We start from the raw sequence: 23,538 nt of genomic DNA, 5'->3' as shown, positions 1-23,538 counted from the left end.
GGGTTTTAAATGCCCACTAGTGAGCCAAGCTGATTGGTTACCAATTTGGTTTTATCAAGCAAGGTTTCGGGCATATTGGCATGGTGATGACCGTAAATCCAGTAGTCGGGTTGCAGCTCATAAATGAGTTCTGTTTGCTCAGAGACGAAGGCACTGCTAATATCAGAACTTTTGTATATCTGCGGATTCACTATATGACTTGGCACATGATGCGAGGTAATAACCTTGAATTTTGCAGTGGATTTTAAAAATTGCTCTTTCAGGAAGTTTAGGCTTGCGTCATGGAAATGATTAAATTCTTTACTGGAAATGACCTTCCCATGATATTTTATTCTTCGAAAATCATTAACCCCAAACTCAACAATAAAGCCCATATCTGCAGGTATATATGACCATAATGTGGTGAAAAACAAATCACAATCCCCCATAAAAACCACCTCGTTATTAACTAAAAACACATTCTCTCTAATAGCCTCCATTACCGGTTGATCTAAAATTTTCAAATCTTTACCTGAGTAGAACTCATGGTTACCGGGTACATAATAAACTGCTTTCCAATGATCTGCAACATAATCGAAAAACCAGTGTTTAAAATGCTTTTCATTCCAATAGGTAATGTCTCCGGCCAGAATAAGAAAATCAGCAACGGGCTTTATTGGGTTTTTGTGCAGAAAGAGTTCGTTTTGAGCAAACTCTAAATGAAGATCTGAGCAGTATTGAATTCTCATGAATGGGCTTATGTTTTTGGTTACTACAAATTACAATTTTTTATCGCTTTAACAAACTCACATAATATGGTCTCACCAGGTATTTCATCAACTATCAATAAAAAGTTGAGGGGGCAAAATTCCTCTAGAACCATATTGTGGTGGTATGGTATGATGAGGTAGAAACCTTGGTGAATGGAAAGAAAGTATGGTTCCCTTTTTTGAAAGTCTGTCCAACGAGCGTTTGATGGCTATATTGGTATGTCCCTGAAGCTCCGATTTAAGTTGAGCTAAGGAAAAGACATCCTTCCGATGGGCAATGATTTGTATAACTAAGCCTCCAGACTACGTTGCTCTTTGTTTGTATTCATTACAGAAGACAAATTTGCGAATAGTACCACTTTAAGGTGCTTTATGCAAATAAAACCACTCAAACTTTCCTCATGAGGAAAAATTCAACCAATGCCATTGAAATCATCCATTATAATGAAATTGCCCCGTTTCATAGAAATGCAGATTATGAAAAAGGGGGTCTTAGGGTTATAGGTTACCGAATGAGGGGTCGTTTCTGATTTCTATCGAGAAGGCTTTTGACGGATTGACACTCATTAGTATATTAATATCATCCTCTGTGAAACCATGTGATCTTAGTTCCGGAAAGAGTTTCTTGAAGATATTTGTAAATGGTTTTATCGTCTGATTTTCTTTTTGTGGGTCATACCAGCCAGAATCGTGTGAAATTAAAATTCTATCCAAAATTCCATTTCTTTTGGCAAATAGTATTTTTTCAACATGTTTTTCTAATTCCCAACCTATTCCATCCAAACTTATCCAGCAGCCCATTTCTGCAGCTTTAAGATAACTGTCAGTATTATCTTCTGCCTGAGCGTGCACCCATATAAAAGCCTCTGGTGACACGCCATTTTCTTTTAGGATTTTCAATTGTGGCCATAACCCATTGGCCTTTCCTGTGTTTTAATAAGGATCTAAAACGAAACCACTTACCGACGAAAAACGCTACCACCCCGTTTCCATTCTCCTGAAAAAGCGGTAAACTTTCATATTCTGAAAGTTACGCCACGATGAAATCAACCTTCCTATGTCGGCACTGCCAAAGTAAGTGCCAAAGAAATCCCCGCAATAAGCATCAAAAGTATTGTTCTTCAGCAGCGAAATCGCAATAAAAAGCGCTGTCAGGTCGCTGAACCAAAGATTGTAAAGACGGACGCGTTAATTCTCCAAATGCAGTCCCACCTTGGGATAGGCCCTGTTTTAGTCTCCAATTCTAGTTGATTGTAAAGACGGACGCGTTAGCTTAGCTAAAGGCTACCTCCTAATTTTATAGGTATTAAAAAACTTACGCGATGATACAACCTACAATCGAAGAAGTAGCCCCATTCTTTGGCAATAATCATGTTAAGCGCATTTAAGCAAAAAATGCATCGAATGAAATAAACTGTTTATCTCATTATTCGGCTTTCCAATCAACGGGAACAATAATTTCATTCCTTCTGTTAACAACCTGGAATGGGGGATTGTATCCCAGAAACCTGGCATGCCCGGTTGGGTTAATACCTTTTACTTTCAGTATATCGTGAAGCTTATCCGCGTATAATATTAGATCTTTATCCGAGGCATAACCACCAAACCGGATTACTGCCACGTATTCATCAGCCGTTTTTTGAATATGGACATTGGGGTCATTGGGCTTTGGCAAGTTCTCTTGGTTGTAGGATGAAGGCATAACAAAACTCATGCTCGACAAAGAATCATTAATGTCCATGTGAACAGGTGAAGTCATTGCAATGCTTGAATTTGTCTCGTTGCCACCAAAAATATAACCTGCCAATGCACGAAACCCCGGACCTGATAACTCTTTGTATGTTTTGGCATTCGAATTAATGGTTGCCATGATTGACGAAGGGTAAAACCTGATTTCGAAATCCGTGTCTTTAAAGACAACGGTATATTTTTGCTCTTCTGTTTTGTTTGCCGCCATAATTGTGTAAGATTGAAAAAGAACTGTTATAACAATAACAAAGCCGATGACTGCGATGGATATTTTCATGCTTAAATGTTTTAACCAATAAACAGTCATCAATGAATATTGTTCAGTTATTTTTGTTATTCATTAAACAAAACAAAGGATTTGTATTATTTTCTATAGGACCGGGCCGGGCAACTAATGTAAAAATTAATTGCCTTTGAAAAGCAAAGGTTTTTCTTCATTCATTTCATACGGCACAGAAAGCACGAAAAGGAACCCGAAACGGCACAAAAGCGGTGCATGAAAATTGCATGAAAAATGTCTCTGAAAGTCCCAAAAAGTCACTTTTTGTCCCCAAATTTTTCATAAACCAACCCATTTTTGGGCATAAAAAAAGCCCCGGGAACCCACCGTTACGTGTTGATTACCAGAGCTTTATTTTGTGTCGGGATGAGAAGATTCGAACTTCCGACCCCCCGCCCCCCAGACGGGTACTCTAAACCGGACTGAGCTACATCCCGAGCTCTAATGACTTTTTTCAAAGACCGTGCAAAGATATAAACTTTTAGCTATCCTCACAACCATGCTACCAATAAAAAAGAGAAAAAAATCCATTCGGAAAGACCACGCCCATCTAATGTTTTTGAAATCAATCCTTAACCGTTTACCCATTCGAAAAAGTCGGTTAAACGGCAATATTCGGCGCTTTAACCAATAATTCATCCAAATCGGCTCAAAAATATGCACAAATGGGCAAAAACAGCTACTTTTGTCAAGGTGATTTCGGTACCCGGCCCGCACTACTGAAGCAGCACCCCGAAAAATGGTTTTTATTATCAATTGATTACAGCTCAAAAAACGGTTCATCGTCTTATGCCTGACAAAACACTGCCTTCTGAAGATGCCTTGTTGCTAAGTGGCCTTAAAAGAGGGGAAGAAAGGTTTTATCGCTTACTGTTCGACAAGTACTACCAGCCTTTGGTGATATTTGCCAACCGGATGTTGCTGGATATGGATCTTTCGAGAAGTACGGTTCAGGATGTGTTTGTGATGCTTTTCGACAAGCGTGAGGAAATCGTGATTCATACCAGTCTCAATGCCCACCTCTACCAAACGGTGAGGAACAGGTGTCTCAATCATCTGAAAAGGGATAAAATGAAAAATGAGCACCACCAGATTATTCTGGACAAAGGGGATACTTTTGAGCAGCCCTCGACTTCCATGGAGCTCAATGAGCTGGAGGCGCTCATTCAATCGACCATTGAGGTTTTGCCGGAACAGTGTCGCCGCATATTTAAAATGAGCCGTCAGGAAGGACTGACCAACCAGGAAATTGCGGAGTCTTTAGCCATTTCCAAAAGAACGGTGGAAACGCAAATCAGCAAGGCGCTCAAAAGGCTGCGCGAAGAATTGGGCAGGCACCAGTTGCTCACGCATGCCCTGGTAACCGCCCTCTTTCTTTCCCTTTAAAAAAAATCATTCGTTTTTTATACGTGTATCAGACCGCTCAGTTGTCATACTAAGGACAACCACAAAAAGCATATACACACCATATAAAACCAATATATTATGGAATTTTTACTTCAACTCATTGCTGAACTTTTCGGGGCTCCTGAAGAAGAGAAAGCCACCATTATGGAAACTGTTCAGGCTCAAGAAACAGTGGTAAAAAATGAAGAAGTTCCGGTACTTGCTGAAGAGCAGTTCGAGAAAACACCCAATATTTTCAACGTCGTTCAATTTCACTAATCACTCATGATGGAATCTGCTAACACCACGAATGACGACCTCATTGTTCGGCACTTGTCGGGTGAGGCTTCACCCGAAGAGTCGGCACTGGTGACCTCATTGTTAAAGAGCAACAGTAGTTTCAGGCAGCTCTATCAGGAATACCAGTTTGTTTGGGAACAATCCACACTAACCGGAAAGGTGATTGAGCAAGACTGGCAGCAAATTCGCCAAAGAATGGGCTTCAGCAGTCACAAAAATGCCTCTCCGCTTTCCTTTCTGCTAAGGATTGCTGCTGTTTTGACGCTGGTATTATCTGTATCGGCCGGGCTATGGGTTTACTGGAATGTACCGGGCTATGGTCGCTGGGTCGTTTTTGAAACCGGCATGACCTCTGACTCCATTGTTCTGCCGGATGCCAGTATCGTTTTTCTGAACCGGAATTCTTCCTTGAAGTTCCGCTCTGCCTTTAAAGGCGATGAACGAAAGGTGGCTTTAAACGGGGAGGGCTATTTTGAAGTTACGCCCGACCGATTAAAACCGTTTAGCGTAGAAGCCGGACCGGTTGCCGTAAAGGTAATAGGTACTGCCTTTCACATGAATGCCAACAGAAACGATGGCATTGTTGAACTCAACGTTACGGAGGGACGGGTGGCCCTATACAATGCTTTTGAAGAAATAACGGTGAACAAGGGCGAATGGGCTTTAGCCGGTGCTAAAGCCATTGGTAAGGGACATGCCAAAAATGAGAACTTTCTGTCGTGGAAAACCGGGCGACTGGATTTTAACAAATCATCGCTCCACGAAATAGCATTGGCGCTCACCCAGCATTTCCCGGAGATTAATTCCTTTAAAATAAAGGAGAAAAGCAACATTCTGGTAACCACCAGATTTAACGGGGAAACATTGGAAGATATCACAGATGAGCTTTCGGTGCATTTTCAAAAAAAGTTTATTTTAGATAATGGAGTTTTGATAATCTCTGATTAATTTTAGGGGGTTGATTTATTAAGCTAATTCGCCCCTTTTGAAATCTATTTTTCCGCATATAAGATTTTTTTTAATCGGGGTTGTTCTGTTACACGGAACAACCTCGTTTTCGTTATTCGCTCAGGATGACTTAAGCCCTGTGGTGAATTTGGGTAATAGCCGGGGATCGACCAGAGACTTGATTCATTTGCTTGAATCGGCTTCCGGATGGACCATCAGCTATAGCAACCGCCTGTGCATGCAGGATGACCTGCAACTTTCAGGAACACCTCAGTCGGTACTTGAACACCTCAACGATATTTTCGCCGCCTGTCCCTTCGCTTATATTATTCGGGACAACCGAATCATATTGCGGCCCATGGATCCGGCAGAAGTCACCTACACCGTCAGTGGCTTTGTCCGGGATAAAACAACGGGAGAAAGTCTGCCAGCCGCCAACATTTACAATCCATCCACCGGATCGGGTACAGTAAGTAATAACTATGGTTTTTTCAGCCTTTCCCTGTCGCCCGGCCGGCATCGACTTCAGGCTTCCTATGTAGGCTTTCTGAACGAGTCCGTCGAATTTGAAATCAAGCGGGACACCGTCCTGCATTTCGACCTGTTGGGCTCCCTGCTGCTCAAGGAGGTCTCCGTGAAGGGCGACCGACCCCGCGAAATTATTCACACCACCAAGATGGGTGCTACGCTCATTCCTGTTGAGGAAATCCGACAAACCCCGGCACTCCTGGGAGAGACCGACCTGGTCAAAAACATTCAAATGCTGCCCGGGATACAAGGTGGCAGTGAGGGATTCAGTGGCTTGTACGTGAGAGGCGGTGGTCCGGATCAAAACCTCATCCTGCTGGATGATGTGCCCGTTTACAACATAGGTCACCTGCTGGGCTTCTTCTCCATATTTAACGCCGACGCCGTTAAACATGTGGCCGTTCACAAGGGCAGTTTCCCTGCCCGTTATGGAGGACGCCTGTCCTCCGTGATCGACATCCGCATGTTTGAAGGGAATACGGAAAAAATCAAAGGAACGGTTAATCTGGGACTTCTGTCATCGGGCGTTTCACTGGATGGACCCGTTATTAAGGACCAGTCTGGTTTTGCCATCTCCTTTCGCCGGACTTACATTGATGCCATTGCGGGATTGGTGCAGCGGAACAATGATGAGACCACCAATTACTATTTCTTCGATTTCAACGCCAAATACAACCATACCATTAATCCCAAAAACCGGCTTTACTTTAATACTTATTGGGGGCGCGACAAGTACTTCACGACTTATAATTTTCAGCCGCTTGATAATGAAAGTCCTTCCCGACAAAGCTCTATTAACGATGAAAACAATGCCGGATGGGGCAATTTCGTGGGTGCCCTGCGGTGGAATTACATCATTTCACCCAAACTGTTCAGCAACCTTACAGCGACGTATTCCGACTACCGCTTCTTTATTGGGGTCAAACGAAGCAACCAGATCAATAATGCCTATGATACCTTTGAACAGCGCTATGTAAGTGGCATAAGGGATTATGGGGTTAAAATTGACATGGACTATTATCCCAGTAACAATCACCTGGTAAAGTTCGGCGGAGGGGCCATACGACACGATTTCAATCCGGGTATTGACATCATACAGCGTAGCTTATCGACGGCTGAACCGGTGGACACGACGCTTGGAAAAATAAACCTGACGGGCGGTGAATTTCATGCTTATCTGGAAGATGAATGGACCATCCGGGAAAAACTAAGGATCAATGCGGGACTAAGAGGGGTTGTATTTACCGGAGAAAGCAAAATGTATCACTCCCTGGAACCCCGACTGGCCTTAAGCTATGAGCTTAGGCCGGATATCACCCTTAGGGGGGCCTATTCAGGGATGTCGCAGTTCATCCATCTGGTAAGTTCATCCAATGTAACGCTGCCGACCGACTTGTGGCTTCCGGTGACCGATCGCATTGCTCCTATGAGTTCTTCACAAGTAAATATCGGTGGCGATATTTACCTCAATCCACAGCGAAGCTATAATCTGAATATTGATTTCTACTACAAAGAACTGAATGACCTGCTCCACTACAAGGAAAGTACCGGATTCTTTGATTATTCAACCAACTGGGAAGATAAGCTGACCAAGGGGTATGGCGATTCTTACGGCATGGAGGTACTCCTGAGTAAATCCGGCGGTAAACTCACCGGATGGCTGGGGTATACACTGGCGAAAACCACCAATACTTTTCCGGAACTGAACAACGGAAAGAGCTTTGCGGCCCGCTATGACCGTCGACACGCCGCCAACTTATCCCTCAATTACCAGTTCACCAAGAGGACGGATGCGGGACTGATGTGGCAGTATGGCAGTGGAACTCCTATAACCCTGCCTTCCGAAAAATATTATGCCCCGGATTATCCCCACTATAACGCCACCAATGGTAGCGGATACTCTGAAAATGCCAAGGAAATCAACGGTTTCCGGATGCCCGCCTTCCACAGAATGGACATCGGATTCAATTTCTCAAAGGAAAGACGGCGCACCTCCAGAATCTGGAGCGTAGGCGTCATCAATGTCTATGGACGCCAGAACCCCTTCCTCCTCTACTTTGCCTCAGAAAGCGATGACGAACCAGGCTCCTCCTCCCGCAACCTCAAACAGCTCAGCCTCTTCCCCTTCCCCATCCCCTACGTCAAATACACCCTCAAATTCTAACCACCCCCCATATCCCCTCCCGCTCCGCGGGACTTCAAGCCGCAGGCGCAGTTCCGTTTTATCGGAATCGCTTCGCAACACATCCACCCCATCAACCCCATCAACCCCATTCACCCCATTTACCCTTCCTACCCTATCTACCCTTCCTACCCTATCCCCACCAACCGAATATCAAAATGCAACACCGCATTCGGCGGAATCTTATTCCCCGTTCCTTTCCTTCCCCAAGCCAATTCCGCCGGCACCCAAAACTTATAGCGGCTGCCCACACCCATCAGTTGCAAACCCTCCTGCAAACCCTCAATCAACTCGTTCAGAGGAACCGTGCTGGTCTGATTCAGACGGTACGTATCCTCCAGCAAAGTACCATTCAGCAACAGCGCCCTTTGATGAATCTCCACCGTACTCCACTCATCCGGTTTGGGCCCCTCTACATGTTCCACCACCTGGTATTGCAGACCACTTTCGGTTTCTACAACCCCTGCCTTTTGCGCATTTTGCTGCATAAAGGCCTCGCCCGACACCCGGTTATTCCCTGCAGCCCCCTTACTTCTGCCCCGTTTTTCTCTATTTGCCATAATTCTCAATTGCTTTACCCACAAAAATAATCAGTATAAAACAATCTCCTATGGCCAGGCGTAATTTTAAACTACGCCCATCCTATCTGATGCCGCATCCACTCCAACCCTTTTCACCCGACTTACCCAATCACCCCTATCTACCGATTGATCCCGCTTCGCGGGACTACGCTTCACCGTCCCAACCTAACGACCTATTAACCTATCACCCTATCTACCCTAACAACCCCATCCACCCTTCCTACCCAATCACCCCTATCTACCTATTGATCCCGCTCCGCCTATCTACCCATTTTACCCGACTTACCCTTCCCTCTCATAACCCCTACCTATATCCCATAACCAATATCAATCCAATTTATTTCTCACCCCCAAGTTTATTTTGAACCTTTGTTCATTATTTGTAAATTTGAAAAAAGCAATTATTAACCATTAATTAAAAAAGAGATGGAAGAAACAAAACAAGAAGTCGTTTCCTTGCCACGTTTAGGCGATGACGCACCCAGATTCACAGCAGAAACCACACAAGGTGTCATTAACTTTCCCGACGACTACAAAGGTCAGTGGGTCATTCTATTCAGTCACCCGGCCGATTTTACCCCGGTTTGCACCTCTGAATTCATGACTTTTGCCAGTATGCAGGATGAATTCAAAGAGCTGAACACCGAATTGGTGGGCTTGTCGGTCGACGGACTGTACAGTCACATCGCCTGGCTGCGTACCATTAAGGAAAAGATCGAGTACAAGGGCATGAAGGACATTGAAGTCAACTTTCCCTTGATTGAAGATATTACCATGGAAGTATCCAAAAAATATGGCATGATTCAGCCGGGCGAAAGCAATACCAAGGCGGTCCGTGCCGTTTTCATTGTGGATCCGGCCGGTAAAATCAGAACCATGATTTACTATCCCCTGTCCATGGGTCGTAATTTCGACGAGTTGAAGCGGGCCATTATTGCCTTACAGACGGCGGATGCTTTCAGTGTTGCCACGCCGGCCGACTGGCGTCCTGGTGATGATGTTATTGTTCCTACAGCCGGTTCATGCGGAACAGCCAAAGACCGTATGGAAGGTAAAGAGGGGGAAATGAAGTGTTACGACTGGTTCTTCTGTACCAAGCCGCTGGCTAAAGAGGAGGTCTTTCAAAAAATAAGGAAATAGCATGTCGAGACCCAAACGACAAAGAACGGTACAAAACCCTCCAATCATGGAGGGTTTTCGTCCGTTTGGCATACCCATCAAAGATCTGGAACCGGTCATCTTGCTGTTCGAAGAATATGAAGCTTTCCGCTTTTGCGATTATGAAGGACTCAAACAAGAGGAAGCCGCCCTAAGCATGGGCGTGTCACGCCCAACACTGACGCGGATTTATGAACAAGCCAGAAAGTCCATTGCCAAAGCATTTGTAGAAGGCAAAGCCCTGTTCATCGACGGGGGAAATTTCCACACGGACGACTTTTGGTACCGCTGCAACGCGTGCCTCAAGCTCAATATTTGCGAAGAAGCCATTCATCATTGTATCTATTGCCAGGCAGACGATTTACGTCGGCTGGACCAAAAACCAAGTAAGCATGACCATGAAACTGAATGATTGTGACAAGCCCTGCATTTGCGTGCATTGCCAGCTGACCTTTCCCCACGAAAAAGGCCACCCTTGTCGCGAAAACAAATGCCCCACCTGCGGCAAAAGCCTGATGCGCGAAGGCAGCTACCACCATGAGCTCTACCTGAAAAAAAAGCAGGATACCGACCACCACCATCCAAACAAAACATAGCAAAATGAAATTCACCCTCCTCATTGATAACAACTACCACCCTGAAAAAGCATTGCTCAGTGAGCATGGCATCAGTATCTATTTTGAAACCGATGGCTACAAATGGCTATTTGATACAGGCAATTCCTCCCAATTCATCGACAATGCCAATGCCCTGGGCATTGACCTGTCCGACGTGGACTTCGTCCTGCTATCACATGTGCACAAAGACCATACGGGTGGACTGGCCGCCTTTCTGGCCATTAATACCAAAGCCAGGGTCTTACTTTCAGCTCATATACCCGGGCATCGCTACTTCTCGCTTCGGCATGGCGACAGGCGGAATATTACCATGGATGTCTCCGTCCTAGAAAAACACAGCGACCGCATTCAGTGGATAGATAAAAGTGCTTACATTTCAGATCATGTGACCGTTATTGCCAATATTCACAATGATTTCCCTACACCAAAGGCCAACAGCAAGCTTTTCATAGAAAAAAACGGGGAGTTGGTGCCCGATGCTTTTAAGCATGAAATTGCGATAGCTGTAGGCACTGAAGGGGGCCTCATTGTTTTTTCCGGGTGCGCCCATAACGGACTGCTCAACACCATCCGGTCGAGTGTAGAATTTACCGGCATCCCACAAGTAAAAGCCTGTATTGGAGGTACGCACCTGCCCGACAAGTCCGACAAGATGTCTTATGAAAGCGAGGAAGATATTTTAGCCATAGCCCGACAAGTCAAGGATCTCTATCCGGAGATGACCCTATTCACCGGACACTGCACCGGCAGCAATGCTCAGCGTATTCTTAAGTCGGTATTGGGAGATAAAATGGACGTGTTCTACAGCGGCTATACCTCAGAGATCAAGTAGCTCCTACCCCTCTTACCCAACCAACCCCATCTACCCAATCACCCCATCTACCCTTTAACCCTATCAACCCCATCTACCCTTCCTACCCAATCAACCCTTCCTACCCTATCAACCCTTCCTACCCTACCACCTGCACCTCCTGAACAATTTCCAATCCACGCTCAATGGCCGCCTTATTCAAAGGCAACATGTGGTGGTGACGCTCCGGAAGTGATTTTTTTAAACCATTCATCACATTCTCCATGCTCACAATGGGCCGGATTTTTAAATAAGCGCCCAGCACAATCATATTAAAAGTCTTGGAACTTTGCATTTTTGAAGCCTCCTCGGCCGCATCCACGCGAAACACATTGATGTCCTTACGTTCGGGGTGACGGGTAATGCCATTGCCATCATATAATAACAAGCCGCCTGGCTTAAGATACTTCTCAAACTTATCCATCGATTGCTGATTCAGGATAATGGCCGTATCGTACATTTTCAAAATGGGCGAACTAATGCGGCTATCACTCAAAATGACGGTCACATTGGCTGTTCCGCCACGCATTTCAGGACCGTAGGAAGGCATCCACGACACCTCCATATCCTGCATGACACCTGAGTAGGCCAAAATTTTTCCCATGGACAAAACGCCTTGTCCACCAAAACCGGCTATGATTATTTCTTCGTTCATACCTGGTATTATTTTTTAAACCCAAAAGATTGTCCACCGGGTTTTTGATTCATACTATTTAATGGCAATAAGAAAACCGCTTATTTTTCAGTCCTTTATTTGAATTGAAAATCAGCGCAGCTAAAGCGTCAAAGACAAGGGCTTAAACGTCCTTAATGTCCCCCAAAGGATAAAACGGAAACATGTGCGCTTCCATCCACTTGTTGGACTGCACAGGTGTCATTTTCCAACCGGAGTTACAGGTGGAAACGACCTCAATAAAAGAGGTTCCCTTATTGTTTTTTTGATTGTCAAAAGCCTTCAACAATGCCTTTTTCAATTTACGAACAGCCGCTGCGGTATGGGCCGCATGTCGCGTCACATAGCAAGTCCCCGGTAAAGTGGCCACAATCTCGGTCATTCTGAGCGGGTTACCATCGCGCTCAATGTCGCGACCAAAAGGACAGGTCGATGCCTTCATGCCCTGAAGGGTGGTTGGTGCCATTTGTCCACCGGTCATCCCGTAAATACCATTGTTAATGAATACCATCACCATATTCTCTCCGCGATTACAGGCATGAATGGTTTCAGCTGTTCCAATGGCTGCCAGATCACCATCCCCCTGATAGGTAAACACATACTTGTTGGGCATCAGGCGCTTGATGCCTGTACCTACAGCGGGGGCCCGACCGTGTGCTGCTTCATGCCAATCCACTTCAATGTAGTTATACATTAAAACAGAACAGCCCACCGGCGCTACCCCAATGGTGTCTTCCTGAATGCCCAATTCCTCAATGACCTCCGCAATCACACGGTTCACAACGCCATGGGTGCAACCCGGACAGTAATGCATGACCCGGTCGGTGAGCAGACTGCTTTTTTGGTAAACCAGATTCTCAGGCTTAATTATATCTTTGATATCTATTGACATGGATTATCCTCCTATTATTTTTGATTCCATAGCTTCCACCACCTCTTCGGGTGAGTGTACGACTCCGCCCAGGCGGCCAAAGTGCTCCACTTTCACTTTTCCTTCAACGGCCAATCGGACATCCTCCACCATTTGTCCGGCACTCAACTCTACCGACAGGATGCCTTTCACGTGGCCCAACAGAGCTTGAATTTCTTTGGTGGGAAAAGGAAACAGGGTGATGGGTCGTAAAAGACCGACTTTAATGCCTTTAGCACGGAGAATCTGTACGGCTTTCTGACAAATACGGGCACTGGAACCATAGGCCACCAACAAATAATCGGCGTCCTCACACTCAAACATTTCGCTGCGCACTTCGTTTTCCTCAATCTGCTTGTATTTGGCCTGTAGCTTGTGATTGAAACGCTCAAAGGCATTGGCATCCAACTCGACCGAAGTAATGATATTGCGCTCGCGCGAGGCGGGCTTACCGGTCGTCGCCCATGGATGCATCTTCGTGATTTCCTCATCGGTCCACCTCGGGGTAAAAGGTTTCATCTCCACCTTTTCCATCATCTGACCAATCATACCATCACTCAGAATCATGGCCGGATTGCGGTATTTAAATGCCAGATCGAAAGCCAGTTCCACAAAATCAGCCATTTCCTGAACCGATGACGGGGCCAGTACGATGAGCTTATAGTCACCGTGCCCGCCCCCTTTAACCGCCTGAAAATAATCCGATTGGGCAGGCTGAATGGTTCCCAGCCCCGGGCCACCTCTGACCACATTCACCACCACGCAGGGCAACTCGGCACCTGCCAGATAGGTAATTCCTTCCTGCATTAAACTGACACCGGGGCTTGAGGATGAAGTCATCACCTTTTTGCCGCAACCGGCACCGCCATATACCATATTGATGGAGGCAATTTCACTTTCGGCCTGCAAAACAACCATCCCCGTCTTTTCCCAGGCTTTTCAGCCATAAGGGTTTCCATGACCTCCGACTGGGGCGTGATGGGATAGCCAAAGTAGCCGTCCACGCCACAGCGGATAGCTGCTTCGGCGATGGCCTCATTGCCTTTCATTAACCTGATTTCTCTCATTGCAAATATTTAAAGGCGCACCTGGGTGCGCATCATGAGTAAAAAAGAAACAAATAACCCGTTATCAGACCGTTTCAGCCAATTTCACTTTATAAACCGTGATGCAGCTGTCGGGACAAACCATGGCGCAATTGGCACAGCCAATGCATGCTTCGGGTTGATGCATGTATGCATAATTGTAGCCTTTGGCATTGACCTCATCGGCCAGTCGGATTACATCGGTGGGACAGGATGCCACACAAAGAGAACAGCCTTTGCAAGTCACATTATCCACCACTATAGCACCTCTTATTTTTGCCATAAATCTTGATTTTTTTTATTCTGATTACGAATTTAATGATAATCTGTAATTCTACCATACTACCAGAGCATTAAGATCCGCACATAATATACAAAATACAGTGCTTTTAATTTGTAACCAGCACATATTTCAGTAGGTTAAAACCCTAATTTGTATTCATTCTATTTATGCTCACTTCCAAAAAGTTGTAACCTTTTCGCCACCTCCTCCATGCGGTCGAGCGAGGTGTGCGAAACACAAATCCGAAGCCCTTCTGTCCGCGTACTGCCCGTCGTATCCAAAGTGATGGCACTGATGCCATACCGGATTAACTCACCCAGCAGTTTTTCACCTGTCATGCCCGGATAAGCAATGGTAAAATAAAAGCCATCGGCCAATTCAAGGTCTTCGTCCTTATCATAAACCAGATAAAACCCATTGTCCAAAAAATGCTTTTTCATGATGCTGCTCTTTGACCGTATTCCTTGAGCGGCGCCACAAAATCATAAGCCCCCTCATTGACCGCTTTCAAAATAGCTGCCAGGGCAGCCTGGGATGAATGAGCCGTGCCGGCGGATGAGGTATAAATGGCATCCTGTAAAATGGCAGGACCAAATTTATCAATTGAAAAATTTCGGTTTAAGTCGGCAAACTGCCGGTTATAAAGTCCATCCGAAATCAACATGGCGCCTATCCGTTGTCCCGCATAACTAAACACCTTGGAGCTGGAAAAAAGAAGCACATAATTATCGGTATAGCGTGCCACCGTGGCCGGATAGGGTGCACGTCCCGGTTGCCCGTAATCCTGACGAAAATCCATGCCAAAATAAGCCAGATCCTCAAGCACCACCACATCATATTTGTTGGCCAATTCGCCAATGATCGACAGTTCCTTCTCGGTAAAACTTATCCAGGCCGGGTTGTTGGGCGTGCTGTACAAAAAAGTACTGATGTGGCCCTTTTCCAAATACGACTCCAACTTGGCGCGTAATTTATCCCCCCGGTAGTCATAGATATCAAAACTTTCGTATTTCATACCCAAAACACCCAATTGCCGCTTCTGAACAGGAAAGCCCGGGTCGATAAAGAGCGTGGTGTCCTTGTTTTTATCGCGGCGGTTGGCCACTAAAAACACCAGCATCGAGGATTGCATGGCACCCACCGTGGGAATACAGCCTGTGGGCGCTACATCAATGTCCAGAAAAAGTCGCGCAAAACGGGACAGCTCCTGTTTCAATGGCTCAATACCCTGAATGGGCGGATAAACGCTCGCCACCCCTGAACGCAGAGCGGTTATTTCCGCATCGGTTCCAATCTGTGGAGCTGCCAGTCCGGGAACCCCCATCTCCGTGCGAATAAAGTCCACCTGGTACATCTTTTGCAGTCGGTCGGCCAATTGCACAATCTGTCGAATGGAGGCCTGCGCCAAGGTTTTAATGCCCAGCTCCTCCCGGACCTGTAACACGACCTCCTGATTTATAGGTAATGAATCCATCATATCATTTTTCGATTATCAATCACCCTTTTCGCCTTGCCTTCACTGCGCTCAATGGTTTTGGGCTCAACCAGTTTAACGGTGACCGACAAGCCGGTAGCGCTTTCAATCTGGTGCTGAATTTTCATGCGCAAGGCCTGCAGCTCACTGATTTTATCCTGGTAGAAGCGATCCTCCACCTCCACTTGCAATTGTAGGGTGTCCAGATTATTGACCCTATCGACCACCAGCAGATAATGGGGCGTTGTTTCATCCATTTCGAGCAGCACACTTTCAATTTGTGAGGGAAAGAGGTTCACGCCCCTGATGATGAGCATGTCATCGCTGCGACCGGTACACTTGTTCATGCGCACCAGCGTTCGCCCACAAGCACAGGTTTCAAAATTCAGTCGCGTTAAATCCCTGGTCCGGTAACGAATAATGGGCAATCCCTCCTTGGTTACCGTGGTAAATACCAACTCGCCCAATTCCCCTTCAGGCAAAACTTCCAGCGTATCAGGATCAATTATTTCGGGAATAAAGTGGTCTTCATTAATATGCAATCCGCACTGGTGCTCACATTCAAAGGAGACGCCCGGACCAATTATTTCACTCAGTCCATAAATGTCAATGGCTTTAATTTTCAGGCGCTTTTCGATTTCACGACGCATATTCTCGGTCCACGGTTCAGCGCCAAAGACCCCACCCGCAGTTTAAATTCATCGCGGTCGAACCCACTCTCCTCAATGGCCTCCGCCAAATAAGAGGCATAAGACGCGTACAGGCCAAAACGGTACTGCCAAAATCCTTCATCAGCTGCAACTGCCGTTTGGTATTGCCGCCTGAAATGGGAATTACCGAAGCGCCAATTTTCTCCCCGCCGTAGTGGACACCCAAACCGCCGGTAAACAGTCCGTAACCATAAGCAATTTGAATGAAATCACTTTTTCCGGCACCCGCAGAGGTCAGCGTGCGTGCCATGACTTCCGACCAAAGGCCTATGTCGTGACGGGTATAACCCACCACAGTGGGTTTACCGGTGGTTCCGGACGAGGCATGCACCCGAATGATCTCACTCATGGGCACGGCAAATAAGCCAAAGGGATAATTGTCGCGCAAATCCTGCTTGGTGGTAAAAGGCAATTTATGGATATCATCCACGGATGATATGTTTTCGGGTCCCATGCCCAGAGATTGCATCCGCTCACGATAATAAGGGACGTTGTAATAAACGCGTTCTACCACATCCCGCAAACGCTCACTTTGCACCGTCCGCATTTCCTCCCGGGGCATGGTTTCAAAGTGCGGGTTCCAGATATTTTTTGTCATTATCAATTTTGTTGGATAGTTATTCGGAATAGCTTAGAATCCGAGAATGGGATTAAAACTTATAGAGCTCACTGGCCGATATCAGCTCCATCTGATGTCGCTGAAACTCCATCACCGCCTTTTCAGCATTGTCGCACCGCAAAGCAATGAAAGACTTTTCCCCGATTGAGAAGCCATATAAATATTCGATACTGATTTGAGCGTTGGAAAGAATCTGAAGGGTTTTTGACAAAGAGCCGGGAGCATTGGGGGTGGCAAAAGAGATGACTTCGCTGACGTTCACCGAAAACAGCTTTTCCTTTAAAATTTCTCTGGCCTTATCGGGCTCAGAGACAATCATTCGAAGAATGCCAAACTCAGAAGTATCCGCCACACTGCACGCAGAAACATTGATATTGGAAGCACCCAGAACATCAAATACTTCGTGAAGACGACCCGATTTGTTTTCCAAAAAAACGGATAACTGCTTTATTATCATACATTTAATCTTTTCAGGTTAGACAGTCGAAATTTACAAATATTAACAATAAACGAAAGCGGAATGCTTATGTTGTAAAACAGTTCTAAAAATAGACCCCCACCGAAGCACTGACCCGGCCCACATCCATTTTTCGCTTTTCAGGGGATGACGCTATGGCATCCCCGTCTTCATACATGTACACTTTGTAATTTGAATTCAGGGGCAACCATTCCAGACCAACTATTAAAAAACGGTAGCGAAGGCTGGCACCCATCATACTTCCAACGTTAAAGGAAATAAAGGAGTATTCATTGTGGGTCACCCCGGCATCCTCATACATGTATCCACCGTAAAAGGACACCGTAGGTTGGGCAGTGGCATACATATCCAATAAGAAACGGTCAAACAGACGAATGGTGAATAAGGGACCCAAACCGGCACCAATAAATAAATAGGGACTGCGCTCCAGTTCGGGCAAATCGTCCAGGGCACTTTTTTCCCAGGATGATAAGCGGCATAAAGGGGGACGTAGTAACCGATACCAAACCGGCTGCGGTTGATATCCAGATCCAGATAGCGCATAAAACCAAACTGCGCCATAATACCCTCGTCGGTCAGGCCAGCTGCCGGATATTCATTCCCCCGGCCCATCTCCGAATGCGGCCGCACCATCCCCAGCTTAACAAAATTGGCATCATACATATAGATGGCCTTGCCGGTCCGTTGACAGTAAGTTAAATGGGCATTATCAAAGTTGCGCTGGGCCAGACTCATCTGAGTCACTCCCACCAAAAACACGGCAAGCAGAAGGCTGAGGTTTTTCATGATGCACATCTTTTAATAGATCCTTAGGTTAATAGATCATCAGGTCTGTTTTTCCAGATGTTAAAACTAGTAACATTTTACAAAAAACCATTGCCCCGACTAATAATTGTCACCCTTTCATTCTAGAAACCCACTTCCTCGGCCTTTAAATAATTACTCATCTTTAAGGTTTTGGTCAGAAAGTGTCAAAGACGTCTTATTTCTCTATCAGAACCCTGCCATCCACCACACAAATTCCCTCCTTATTGCCTATCAGCGGATTCAGATCCAACTCCTTGATCTCTGTGGCATAGCGCAACAGAGAAGACAGCCGCACCATTATTTCTGCAAACAAATCCTCATCCACCCCTTCCTGTCCACGGGCTCCCTGAATCACCGGGTAACTTCTCAGACTGCGAATCATGGAATGGGCCTCATTAAAAGTCAAGGGTGCCAGTCCGTGCGCATGATCGCCCAGCGATTCCACGAAAATACCGCCCAGTCCACACAAAATGACATGTCCGAACTTCGACTCATACTTAGCGCCGATGAACAACTCGGTTCCTTTCTGCATTTTTTGCAGTAAAACGGCATGCACGTCCTTAATCTTGCGCATGCGCCGGTACTCTGCCACCAGGTGGGTGTCCGATTGGATGTTCAAGGTAACCCCGCCCACGTCCGACTTGTGTACCGGACCAATCACCTTCATGGCCACGGGATAACCGAGGGAATGGGCCAGACGCAACAACTGCTTACGATTGGCGGCAACGCCTTCTTCCACAATGGGAATACCGGCAGCCAAAAGCAAGGCATTCACCACTTCCGGCTCCTGAAAGCCGGAAGTGCAGCCATCTATAATCTGCCGTACCTTTTCAATATCCACGCCATGTAAAAAAACAGTATCTTCCTCAGGTGGCGGAGTAATATTCACCTTCGTCAATGCCCGGCCCAACACCACCTCATCCGGAAAATTAATGTGCCCCTTCGACAGGAAAAAGGCGACCTCCTCGTGGGCACTACTGGTGGAGGGCAAGATGGGAAAAACAGGCTTCCGGCATTGTTGCATCTGCTCATGAATCACTTCAAAGGCATCGTAAACCTGGGTCAGCCCCGTACTTCCGAAAATCACAATCATTCCATGTATGTCGTCCAGTTTCTGGTCGCAATACGCGATCACCTGCCGCAATTGTTCGGCGGTCCCGGTGGCCAGAAAGTCGATGGGATTCGAGGCGGAAGATCCGGGATTTAACATGGCCAGGATATCATCGTGTGCCTGGCCTTCAATGGCCGGAATATTCAAACCGCCATCCGAAAGCGCATCGGTCAGCATCACCCGGGACCGCCGGCCTGGGTGATAATGGCCAGATTCTTACCCGTCAGATTCTTATACATAAATACAGAAGCCACGGTGATGAGTTCTTCCCGACCAAAACAGCGGACGATTCCGGCCTTTCTAAACAGGGCTTCCACCGCCGAATCGGCACTGGCCATGGCGCCGGTGTGCGACGAGGTGGCCCGTTTGCCGGCCTCGGTAACGCCCGATTTAATGGCGGCTATTTTACAGCCCTTGCGAATAAGCGAGGAAGCGTGTTTCAGTAGTTTATCCGGATCGTTGATGTTCTCGACATAAATCAGTTTGATGCGCGAACTGCTCTCATCAAAAGTCTCGTCCCAATGCGCCAAAACCTCTTCAATACCTATTTGCGCGCTGTTGCCCACGGTGATCAAAGATGAAAAAGTCAGGCCTTTGGGCAGGGCAGATTCCAGAATAAAAACGGCGGTGGCCCCCGAACCTGAGACAAAATCGCAACCTGCCGGGTTCAGCTTGGGGACGGGCGCGGTAAATACACCATTGTAGGCAGGGGTAATCATACCTATGCAATTGGGACCAATCAGTACACCATGGACTTGCTCTACGGCTTCCACCAATTGCTTTTCCAAAAGTGCTCCCGCCTCCCCTTCTTCACTAAAGCCGGCCGATATCACAATAAAGGCCATGGTCCCTTTGCTTTGTCCCAACTCTTTGACCACTGCCGGACACAAGGGGGCAGCAATGGCTACAATGGCCAGATCCACCGTGCCGGGAATATCCGAAACCTTTGCGTAAGAAGGAACCCCCTGCACTTCTTTTTTGCCGGGATTCAATACCAGTAACTGTCCCTGATAGTTGCCATCCAACAGGTTTTTCACAATTTTACCGCCCGGCTTGGCCGTGTTATCGGAACCTCCAACAACCACAATACTTTTGGGTGAAAGTAAACTCTTATGTATCATTAATTCTTATCCTTCATGGTTAATTCTTATATCAACGTCTGTCCAAAAAACCGGCTTTTCAAGCTTCTAAAACAGATCGTTTGGTGAACAAAGCATTACAGCATTCCTAAATACGGGACACCGATCCCCTTGTTTTATCAAAGTTACCATAATTAAACAATAAATGGTGATGAGAAAAATCAACCCTCGGCCGGTTTCTTTAATTTTGCTATTTTTACGGAAAAGATAAGCGCGTGAATGCATTTAGTGATCTATTACAACAAGATGGCCCCTTTACCAAAGAGCAGTTAACAGCCATGATTGGCGCCACAGGCGCCCATCAGACCCTGCTGCACCAAAAAGCCAACGAACTGGCAGTGAAGCACTGCGGCAACGAAGTCTTCCTGCGCGGCCTCATCGAATTTTCCAACAAATGCCGAAAGGATTGCTACTATTGTGGCATCCGAAAAAGCAACCGCCACACCAAGCGCTACGACCTGGCAGATGAAACCATCCTGCAAACGGCTCTTTATGCCCACGAAAACAATTTAGGCTCCATAGTGCTGCAGGCGGGTGAACGAAACGACCCCTTGTTTGTTGATAGAATGGATGCGCTGCTTCAGGCCATCAAAAAAGCGACCAACGGGGAGCTGGGGATCACCCTGTCATTGGGCGAACAAAGTCGGGATACCTACCAACGCTGGTTTAACAGCGGTGCACACCGCTATCTGTTGCGGATTGAAACCAGTCACAGGGACCTCTACAGGCAGCTGCATCCGGACGATGAAAGGCACGACTTTGAAGCCAGAATAGAAGCGCTGAGAGCCATTAAGGAAACGGGCTACCAGACAGGTTCGGGAATCATGATTGGCTTACCGGGACAAAGGGTGGACCATCTGGCGGATGATCTGTTGTTTTTAAAAGAAATGGATGTGGATATGGTGGGAATGGGGCCCTATATTGTGCATGAGCAGACACCTTTGGCCGATCAGGCAGATGGCTTATGGCCACTCAGTCAACGCTTTTCCATGTCACTGAACATGATTGCTGCCCTGAGACTGTTAATGCCCGATATTAACATTGCGGCATCAACGGCCTTACAGGCCATTGACCCGATGGGCCGGGAAAAAGCCCTGAAGACAGGGGCGAATATTATCATGCCCAACATTACACCAGCCAGCAACCGCAAGGATTATTTGCTGTACGACAATAAGCCCTGTACGGATGAGTCGGCCGATGACTGCCTCTCCTGCCTGAACATGCGCATAGCGCTAACCGGCAGAAAAGCAGGCCTGAAAGCCTGGGGCGATTCACCCCACTATTTTAAGAAAAACAATAACAACACAGCACAATCAAAATAAAATGAGAAAACCGGAAAAACATCTATTAGTAATATTTGGCGCCTCGGGCGACCTGACCTATCGTAAACTGGTTCCATCGGTCTTCGATTTATTCACTCAGAACCTTCTGCCCGACGAATTTGGGATTCTTGGTCTGGGCCGCACCGAACTCAGCAATGCGGCTTTTCGTGAAAAAATGAGTGAGGGGATTGAAAAATTTGCCATGACCAAGCCGCACAACAGAGCACACCTGGAACAATTTCTCGATAAACTTTTCTACTATGCTTTTAGTACCAAAGAAGAAAGTGAATATCTGCCGCTCAAGCTGGAACTGGAAAAGCTCAACCAACAATTAAAAACGGAAAACAACTATATTTTTTACCTGGCCACACCGCCCAGCATGTACCCCATCGTACCGGCTCACCTGGCCAAGCATGGGCTCAACAACGAGGATGACGCTTCAAACGCCTCATTGTCGAGAAACCATTTGGCTACGATTTGGAAAGCGCTCAGAGTCTGAACAAAAGCTTGTTACACGGCTTCAGAGAGGAGCAGATTTACCGAATCGACCACTACCTGGGAAAAGAGACGGTGCAAAACTTACTGGTGACCCGGTTCTCCAATGGCATTTTTGAGCCCTTATGGAACCGCAATTTCATCCACCATGTAGAAATCACTTCTTCTGAAGATATTGGCGTGGGCAGTCGCGGTGGCTACTACGAGGGCTCAGGCGCCCTGCGCGATATGGTGCAGAACCACCTCTTGCTATTGGCTTCGCTGGTGGCCATGGAGCCACCTGCCCTGATCAACGCCGATAGTATGCGTAACGAAATTGTCAAGGTGCTGCAATCTCTCAGGCCCATCCAAAAAGAAGAAGTGGAAAAATTCGTCCTTCGGGGACAATACACATCGTCTGAAATTAAAGGCAAAAGAAGGAAGGCCTACCGTGAGGAAGAGGGCGTCAACCCCAAATCACGGACAGAAACCTTTCTGGCCATGAAGTTTTATATCGACAACTGGCGCTGGGCCGGTGTGCCTTTCTACATCAGGACCGGCAAACAATTACCCACCAGGGTCACTGAAATAGTGATCCATTTTAACGCCACGCCGCACCACCTTTTTGCGGGTGATAAGGCCATCATGCGCCAGCAAAACCAATTGGTGATCCGCATCCAGCCCGATGAGGGCATCCTCATGAAATTTGGCATGAAAGTGCCGGGTGCTGGTTTCCATGTGCAGGACGTGAATATGGATTTTCATTACTCGGAACTCAACAACACCTATTTGCCCAGTGCCTATGAGCGCTTGCTGCTCGATTGTATGCTGGGAGATGCCACGCTTTATTCACGGGGCGACGCCGTTGAGGCGGCATGGCGCTTTGTCGATCCCATCCTAAAAGCCTGGAAAGAACAGCCCTGTATCAAGGTTCACGGTTACCCGGCAGGCACCTGGGGACCGGAAGAATCCGACCAGTTGATCGAAGGCGTTGAAACCTGGCGCTACCCTTGCAAAAACTTGTCGGGAGACGGGGAGTATTGTGAGTTGTGAGGTTGAGAGGGTAGGAAGGGTTGAGAGGGTTGAGAGGGTTGGAAGGGTTGAGAGGGTGGATGGGGTGGATGG

The 23,538-nt window shown here is 46.8% G+C and carries 29 protein-coding genes and 1 tRNA gene; 11 read left to right on the top strand and 19 right to left on the bottom strand.

Translation table 11 applies throughout. The features are described from left to right. Positions 1 to 5 precede the first annotated feature (5 nt). The 4 genes from JCM15548_RS17505 to JCM15548_RS17490 all read right to left on the bottom strand — a co-directional run bounded on the left by JCM15548_RS17505 (position 6) and on the right by JCM15548_RS17490 (position 3,215). Positions 6 to 728, bottom strand: a complete 723-nt coding sequence (locus JCM15548_RS17505; protein ID WP_062128063.1) for a metallophosphoesterase — start codon at positions 726 to 728, stop codon at positions 6 to 8. A 519-nt stretch (positions 729 to 1,247) separates the two neighbouring features. Further along, positions 1,248 to 1,649, bottom strand: coding sequence for a phosphotriesterase family protein (locus JCM15548_RS17500; protein ID WP_062128060.1), 402 nt, complete (start codon positions 1,647 to 1,649; stop codon positions 1,248 to 1,250). Between the two features lie 526 nt (positions 1,650 to 2,175). Next, a complete protein-coding gene (locus JCM15548_RS17495) occupies positions 2,176 to 2,775 on the bottom strand; it encodes an SOUL family heme-binding protein (protein ID WP_062128068.1) in 600 nt (199 codons plus the stop codon). 364 nt (positions 2,776 to 3,139) lie between these two features. Continuing rightward, positions 3,140 to 3,215, bottom strand: a tRNA-Pro gene (locus tag JCM15548_RS17490). Positions 3,216 to 3,567: 352 nt separating this feature from the next. Here JCM15548_RS17490 and JCM15548_RS17485 point away from each other — a divergent pair. The 4 genes from JCM15548_RS17485 (at position 3,568) to JCM15548_RS17470 (ending at position 8,104) form a co-directional block, all read left to right on the top strand. Beyond that, complete coding sequence (locus JCM15548_RS17485; RefSeq protein ID WP_062128058.1) at positions 3,568 to 4,164, top strand: RNA polymerase sigma-70 factor; 597 nt, start codon at positions 3,568 to 3,570, stop codon at positions 4,162 to 4,164. A gap of 99 nt (positions 4,165 to 4,263) precedes the next feature. Further along, complete coding sequence (locus JCM15548_RS17480) at positions 4,264 to 4,443, top strand: hypothetical protein (RefSeq protein WP_062128055.1); 180 nt, start codon at positions 4,264 to 4,266, stop codon at positions 4,441 to 4,443. 6 nt (positions 4,444 to 4,449) lie between these two features. Beyond that, entirely contained in the window at positions 4,450 to 5,412 is a 963-nt protein-coding gene (locus JCM15548_RS17475; protein ID WP_062128053.1) for a FecR family protein, read from the top strand. A gap of 37 nt (positions 5,413 to 5,449) precedes the next feature. Further along, a complete protein-coding gene (locus tag JCM15548_RS17470; protein WP_157482909.1) occupies positions 5,450 to 8,104 on the top strand; it encodes a TonB-dependent receptor in 2,655 nt (884 codons plus the stop codon). Between the two features lie 146 nt (positions 8,105 to 8,250). Here JCM15548_RS17470 and JCM15548_RS17465 read toward each other — a convergent pair whose 3' ends face one another. Continuing rightward, the gene (locus tag JCM15548_RS17465; protein WP_062128051.1) at positions 8,251 to 8,682 is read right to left on the bottom strand and encodes an FKBP-type peptidyl-prolyl cis-trans isomerase; all 432 of its coding nucleotides are present in this window, start codon (positions 8,680 to 8,682) and stop codon (positions 8,251 to 8,253) included. 447 nt (positions 8,683 to 9,129) lie between these two features. On the opposite strand from JCM15548_RS17465, the gene JCM15548_RS17460 reads away from it, so the two are divergent. Genes JCM15548_RS17460 through JCM15548_RS17445 form a run of 4 tightly spaced genes read left to right on the top strand, consistent with a single transcriptional unit; the run spans position 9,130 to position 11,310 of the window. Further along, on the top strand, positions 9,130 to 9,843 hold the full coding sequence (locus tag JCM15548_RS17460; protein WP_062128048.1) for a peroxiredoxin: 714 nt from the start codon (positions 9,130 to 9,132) through the stop codon (positions 9,841 to 9,843). A 1-nt stretch (position 9,844) separates the two neighbouring features. Further along, positions 9,845 to 10,273, top strand: coding sequence for a DUF134 domain-containing protein (locus JCM15548_RS17455; RefSeq protein WP_083985223.1), 429 nt, complete (start codon positions 9,845 to 9,847; stop codon positions 10,271 to 10,273). Then, positions 10,254 to 10,457 (top strand): hypothetical protein, encoded by a 204-nt coding sequence (locus tag JCM15548_RS17450; protein ID WP_062128044.1) that lies wholly within the window; start codon positions 10,254 to 10,256, stop codon positions 10,455 to 10,457. Before JCM15548_RS17455 ends, JCM15548_RS17450 begins: the two co-directional genes overlap by 20 nt. A 4-nt stretch (positions 10,458 to 10,461) precedes the next feature. After that, the gene (locus JCM15548_RS17445; protein ID WP_062128042.1) at positions 10,462 to 11,310 is read left to right on the top strand and encodes an MBL fold metallo-hydrolase; all 849 of its coding nucleotides are present in this window, start codon (positions 10,462 to 10,464) and stop codon (positions 11,308 to 11,310) included. 118 nt (positions 11,311 to 11,428) lie between these two features. Here the strand turns inward: JCM15548_RS17445 and JCM15548_RS17440 are convergent, their stop codons facing one another. The 14 genes from JCM15548_RS17440 to JCM15548_RS24615 form a co-directional block, all read right to left on the bottom strand. Next, a complete protein-coding gene (locus JCM15548_RS17440) occupies positions 11,429 to 11,983 on the bottom strand; it encodes a 2-oxoacid:ferredoxin oxidoreductase subunit gamma family protein (protein WP_062128040.1) in 555 nt (184 codons plus the stop codon). Positions 11,984 to 12,125: 142 nt separating this feature from the next. Continuing rightward, positions 12,126 to 12,893, bottom strand: coding sequence for a thiamine pyrophosphate-dependent enzyme (locus JCM15548_RS17435; protein WP_062128039.1), 768 nt, complete (start codon positions 12,891 to 12,893; stop codon positions 12,126 to 12,128). A gap of 3 nt (positions 12,894 to 12,896) precedes the next feature. Continuing rightward, positions 12,897 to 13,829 (bottom strand): 3-methyl-2-oxobutanoate dehydrogenase subunit VorB, encoded by a 933-nt coding sequence (gene vorB, locus JCM15548_RS17430; RefSeq protein WP_262487128.1) that lies wholly within the window; start codon positions 13,827 to 13,829, stop codon positions 12,897 to 12,899. After that, positions 13,751 to 13,978: a hypothetical protein gene (locus tag JCM15548_RS25800; RefSeq protein ID WP_262487127.1), complete on the bottom strand. Its 228-nt coding sequence runs from the start codon at positions 13,976 to 13,978 to the stop codon at positions 13,751 to 13,753. Before JCM15548_RS25800 ends, vorB begins: the two co-directional genes overlap by 79 nt. Before the next feature lie 64 nt (positions 13,979 to 14,042). Continuing rightward, positions 14,043 to 14,279 carry a 4Fe-4S dicluster domain-containing protein gene (locus JCM15548_RS17425; RefSeq protein WP_062128037.1) on the bottom strand — a complete coding sequence of 79 codons (237 nt, stop codon included), beginning with the start codon at positions 14,277 to 14,279 and terminating at the stop codon, positions 14,043 to 14,045. A 161-nt stretch (positions 14,280 to 14,440) separates the two neighbouring features. Continuing rightward, positions 14,441 to 14,719 carry a hypothetical protein gene (locus JCM15548_RS24635; protein WP_227625993.1) on the bottom strand — a complete coding sequence of 93 codons (279 nt, stop codon included), beginning with the start codon at positions 14,717 to 14,719 and terminating at the stop codon, positions 14,441 to 14,443. Next, the gene (locus tag JCM15548_RS17420; RefSeq protein ID WP_227625992.1) at positions 14,716 to 15,756 is read right to left on the bottom strand and encodes an aminotransferase class I/II-fold pyridoxal phosphate-dependent enzyme; all 1,041 of its coding nucleotides are present in this window, start codon (positions 15,754 to 15,756) and stop codon (positions 14,716 to 14,718) included. Before JCM15548_RS17420 ends, JCM15548_RS24635 begins: the two co-directional genes overlap by 4 nt. Continuing rightward, the gene (locus tag JCM15548_RS26655) at positions 15,753 to 16,403 is read right to left on the bottom strand and encodes a phenylacetate--CoA ligase family protein (protein WP_227625991.1); all 651 of its coding nucleotides are present in this window, start codon (positions 16,401 to 16,403) and stop codon (positions 15,753 to 15,755) included. The genes JCM15548_RS17420 and JCM15548_RS26655 overlap by 4 nt, the downstream gene beginning before the upstream one ends. Positions 16,404 to 16,419: 16 nt before the next feature. Beyond that, a complete protein-coding gene (locus tag JCM15548_RS26650) occupies positions 16,420 to 17,061 on the bottom strand; it encodes a phenylacetate--CoA ligase family protein (RefSeq protein ID WP_227625990.1) in 642 nt (213 codons plus the stop codon). Between the two features lie 52 nt (positions 17,062 to 17,113). Next, on the bottom strand, positions 17,114 to 17,539 hold the full coding sequence (locus JCM15548_RS17410) for an ACT domain-containing protein (RefSeq protein WP_062128035.1): 426 nt from the start codon (positions 17,537 to 17,539) through the stop codon (positions 17,114 to 17,116). 85 nt (positions 17,540 to 17,624) lie between these two features. Next, positions 17,625 to 17,861, bottom strand: a complete 237-nt coding sequence (locus JCM15548_RS17405) for a hypothetical protein (RefSeq protein ID WP_062128033.1) — start codon at positions 17,859 to 17,861, stop codon at positions 17,625 to 17,627. Further along, a complete protein-coding gene (locus JCM15548_RS17400; RefSeq protein ID WP_062128031.1) occupies positions 17,840 to 18,346 on the bottom strand; it encodes a hypothetical protein in 507 nt (168 codons plus the stop codon). Before JCM15548_RS17400 ends, JCM15548_RS17405 begins: the two co-directional genes overlap by 22 nt. Before the next feature lie 196 nt (positions 18,347 to 18,542). Further along, entirely contained in the window at positions 18,543 to 19,655 is a 1,113-nt protein-coding gene (locus tag JCM15548_RS24620) for an acetate--CoA ligase family protein (protein ID WP_227625994.1), read from the bottom strand. Then, positions 19,655 to 20,599 carry a CoA-binding protein gene (locus JCM15548_RS24615; protein ID WP_227625989.1) on the bottom strand — a complete coding sequence of 315 codons (945 nt, stop codon included), beginning with the start codon at positions 20,597 to 20,599 and terminating at the stop codon, positions 19,655 to 19,657. Before JCM15548_RS24615 ends, JCM15548_RS24620 begins: the two co-directional genes overlap by 1 nt. A gap of 233 nt (positions 20,600 to 20,832) precedes the next feature. On the opposite strand from JCM15548_RS24615, the gene hydE reads away from it, so the two are divergent. Genes hydE through zwf form a run of 3 tightly spaced genes read left to right on the top strand, consistent with a single transcriptional unit; the run spans position 20,833 to position 23,466 of the window. Beyond that, the gene (hydE, locus tag JCM15548_RS17390; protein ID WP_083985222.1) at positions 20,833 to 21,939 is read left to right on the top strand and encodes a [FeFe] hydrogenase H-cluster radical SAM maturase HydE; all 1,107 of its coding nucleotides are present in this window, start codon (positions 20,833 to 20,835) and stop codon (positions 21,937 to 21,939) included. A gap of 1 nt (position 21,940) precedes the next feature. Continuing rightward, positions 21,941 to 22,438, top strand: a complete 498-nt coding sequence (locus JCM15548_RS25795) for a glucose-6-phosphate dehydrogenase (RefSeq protein WP_262487126.1) — start codon at positions 21,941 to 21,943, stop codon at positions 22,436 to 22,438. Further along, positions 22,417 to 23,466 carry a glucose-6-phosphate dehydrogenase gene (gene zwf, locus JCM15548_RS17385; RefSeq protein WP_262487125.1) on the top strand — a complete coding sequence of 350 codons (1,050 nt, stop codon included), beginning with the start codon at positions 22,417 to 22,419 and terminating at the stop codon, positions 23,464 to 23,466. The genes JCM15548_RS25795 and zwf overlap by 22 nt, the downstream gene beginning before the upstream one ends. Positions 23,467 to 23,538: the final 72 nt, after the last annotated feature.

It is taken from the genome of Geofilum rubicundum JCM 15548, from assembly GCF_000974365.1.
GTDB classification, from domain to species: Bacteria; Bacteroidota; Bacteroidia; order Bacteroidales; family Marinilabiliaceae; genus Geofilum; species Geofilum rubicundum.
Note: the sequence above shows the minus strand (reverse complement) of the source record. Positions and strands in the feature narration are given on the sequence as shown.

Coding starts and splice junctions, on each gene's coding strand:
- JCM15548_RS24620 (WP_227625994.1), bottom strand. CDS start 19,655: ATGCTGACCGATGCGCTTTCGGATGGCGGTTTGAATATTCCGGCCATT.
- JCM15548_RS17400 (WP_062128031.1), bottom strand. CDS start 18,346: ATGAAAAACCTCAGCCTTCTGCTTGCCGTGTTTTTGGTGGGAGTGACT.
- JCM15548_RS26650 (WP_227625990.1), bottom strand. CDS start 17,061: ATGACAAAAAATATCTGGAACCCGCACTTTGAAACCATGCCCCGGGAG.
- JCM15548_RS24635 (WP_227625993.1), bottom strand. CDS start 14,719: ATGAAAAAGCATTTTTTGGACAATGGGTTTTATCTGGTTTATGATAAG.
- JCM15548_RS17480 (WP_062128055.1), top strand. CDS start 4,264: ATGGAATTTTTACTTCAACTCATTGCTGAACTTTTCGGGGCTCCTGAA.
- JCM15548_RS26655 (WP_227625991.1), bottom strand. CDS start 16,403: ATGCGTCGTGAAATCGAAAAGCGCCTGAAAATTAAAGCCATTGACATT.
- JCM15548_RS17420 (WP_227625992.1), bottom strand. CDS start 15,756: ATGATGGATTCATTACCTATAAATCAGGAGGTCGTGTTACAGGTCCGG.
- JCM15548_RS17435 (WP_062128039.1), bottom strand. CDS start 12,893: ATGTCAATAGATATCAAAGATATAATTAAGCCTGAGAATCTGGTTTAC.
- JCM15548_RS17425 (WP_062128037.1), bottom strand. CDS start 14,279: ATGGCAAAAATAAGAGGTGCTATAGTGGTGGATAATGTGACTTGCAAA.
- JCM15548_RS17505 (WP_062128063.1), bottom strand. CDS start 728: ATGAGAATTCAATACTGCTCAGATCTTCATTTAGAGTTTGCTCAAAAC.
- JCM15548_RS17460 (WP_062128048.1), top strand. CDS start 9,130: ATGGAAGAAACAAAACAAGAAGTCGTTTCCTTGCCACGTTTAGGCGAT.
- JCM15548_RS17405 (WP_062128033.1), bottom strand. CDS start 17,861: ATGTATGAGGATGCCGGGGTGACCCACAATGAATACTCCTTTATTTCC.
- JCM15548_RS17440 (WP_062128040.1), bottom strand. CDS start 11,983: ATGAACGAAGAAATAATCATAGCCGGTTTTGGTGGACAAGGCGTTTTG.
- JCM15548_RS17450 (WP_062128044.1), top strand. CDS start 10,254: ATGACCATGAAACTGAATGATTGTGACAAGCCCTGCATTTGCGTGCAT.
- JCM15548_RS17445 (WP_062128042.1), top strand. CDS start 10,462: ATGAAATTCACCCTCCTCATTGATAACAACTACCACCCTGAAAAAGCA.
- JCM15548_RS25800 (WP_262487127.1), bottom strand. CDS start 13,978: ATGAGAGAAATCAGGTTAATGAAAGGCAATGAGGCCATCGCCGAAGCA.
- JCM15548_RS17495 (WP_062128068.1), bottom strand. CDS start 2,775: ATGAAAATATCCATCGCAGTCATCGGCTTTGTTATTGTTATAACAGTT.
- JCM15548_RS17465 (WP_062128051.1), bottom strand. CDS start 8,682: ATGGCAAATAGAGAAAAACGGGGCAGAAGTAAGGGGGCTGCAGGGAAT.
- JCM15548_RS17485 (WP_062128058.1), top strand. CDS start 3,568: ATGCCTGACAAAACACTGCCTTCTGAAGATGCCTTGTTGCTAAGTGGC.
- JCM15548_RS17410 (WP_062128035.1), bottom strand. CDS start 17,539: ATGATAATAAAGCAGTTATCCGTTTTTTTGGAAAACAAATCGGGTCGT.
- vorB (WP_262487128.1), bottom strand. CDS start 13,829: ATGGTTGTTTTGCAGGCCGAAAGTGAAATTGCCTCCATCAATATGGTA.
- JCM15548_RS24615 (WP_227625989.1), bottom strand. CDS start 20,599: ATGATACATAAGAGTTTACTTTCACCCAAAAGTATTGTGGTTGTTGGA.
- JCM15548_RS25795 (WP_262487126.1), top strand. CDS start 21,941: ATGAGAAAACCGGAAAAACATCTATTAGTAATATTTGGCGCCTCGGGC.
- JCM15548_RS17455 (WP_083985223.1), top strand. CDS start 9,845: ATGTCGAGACCCAAACGACAAAGAACGGTACAAAACCCTCCAATCATG.
- JCM15548_RS17475 (WP_062128053.1), top strand. CDS start 4,450: ATGATGGAATCTGCTAACACCACGAATGACGACCTCATTGTTCGGCAC.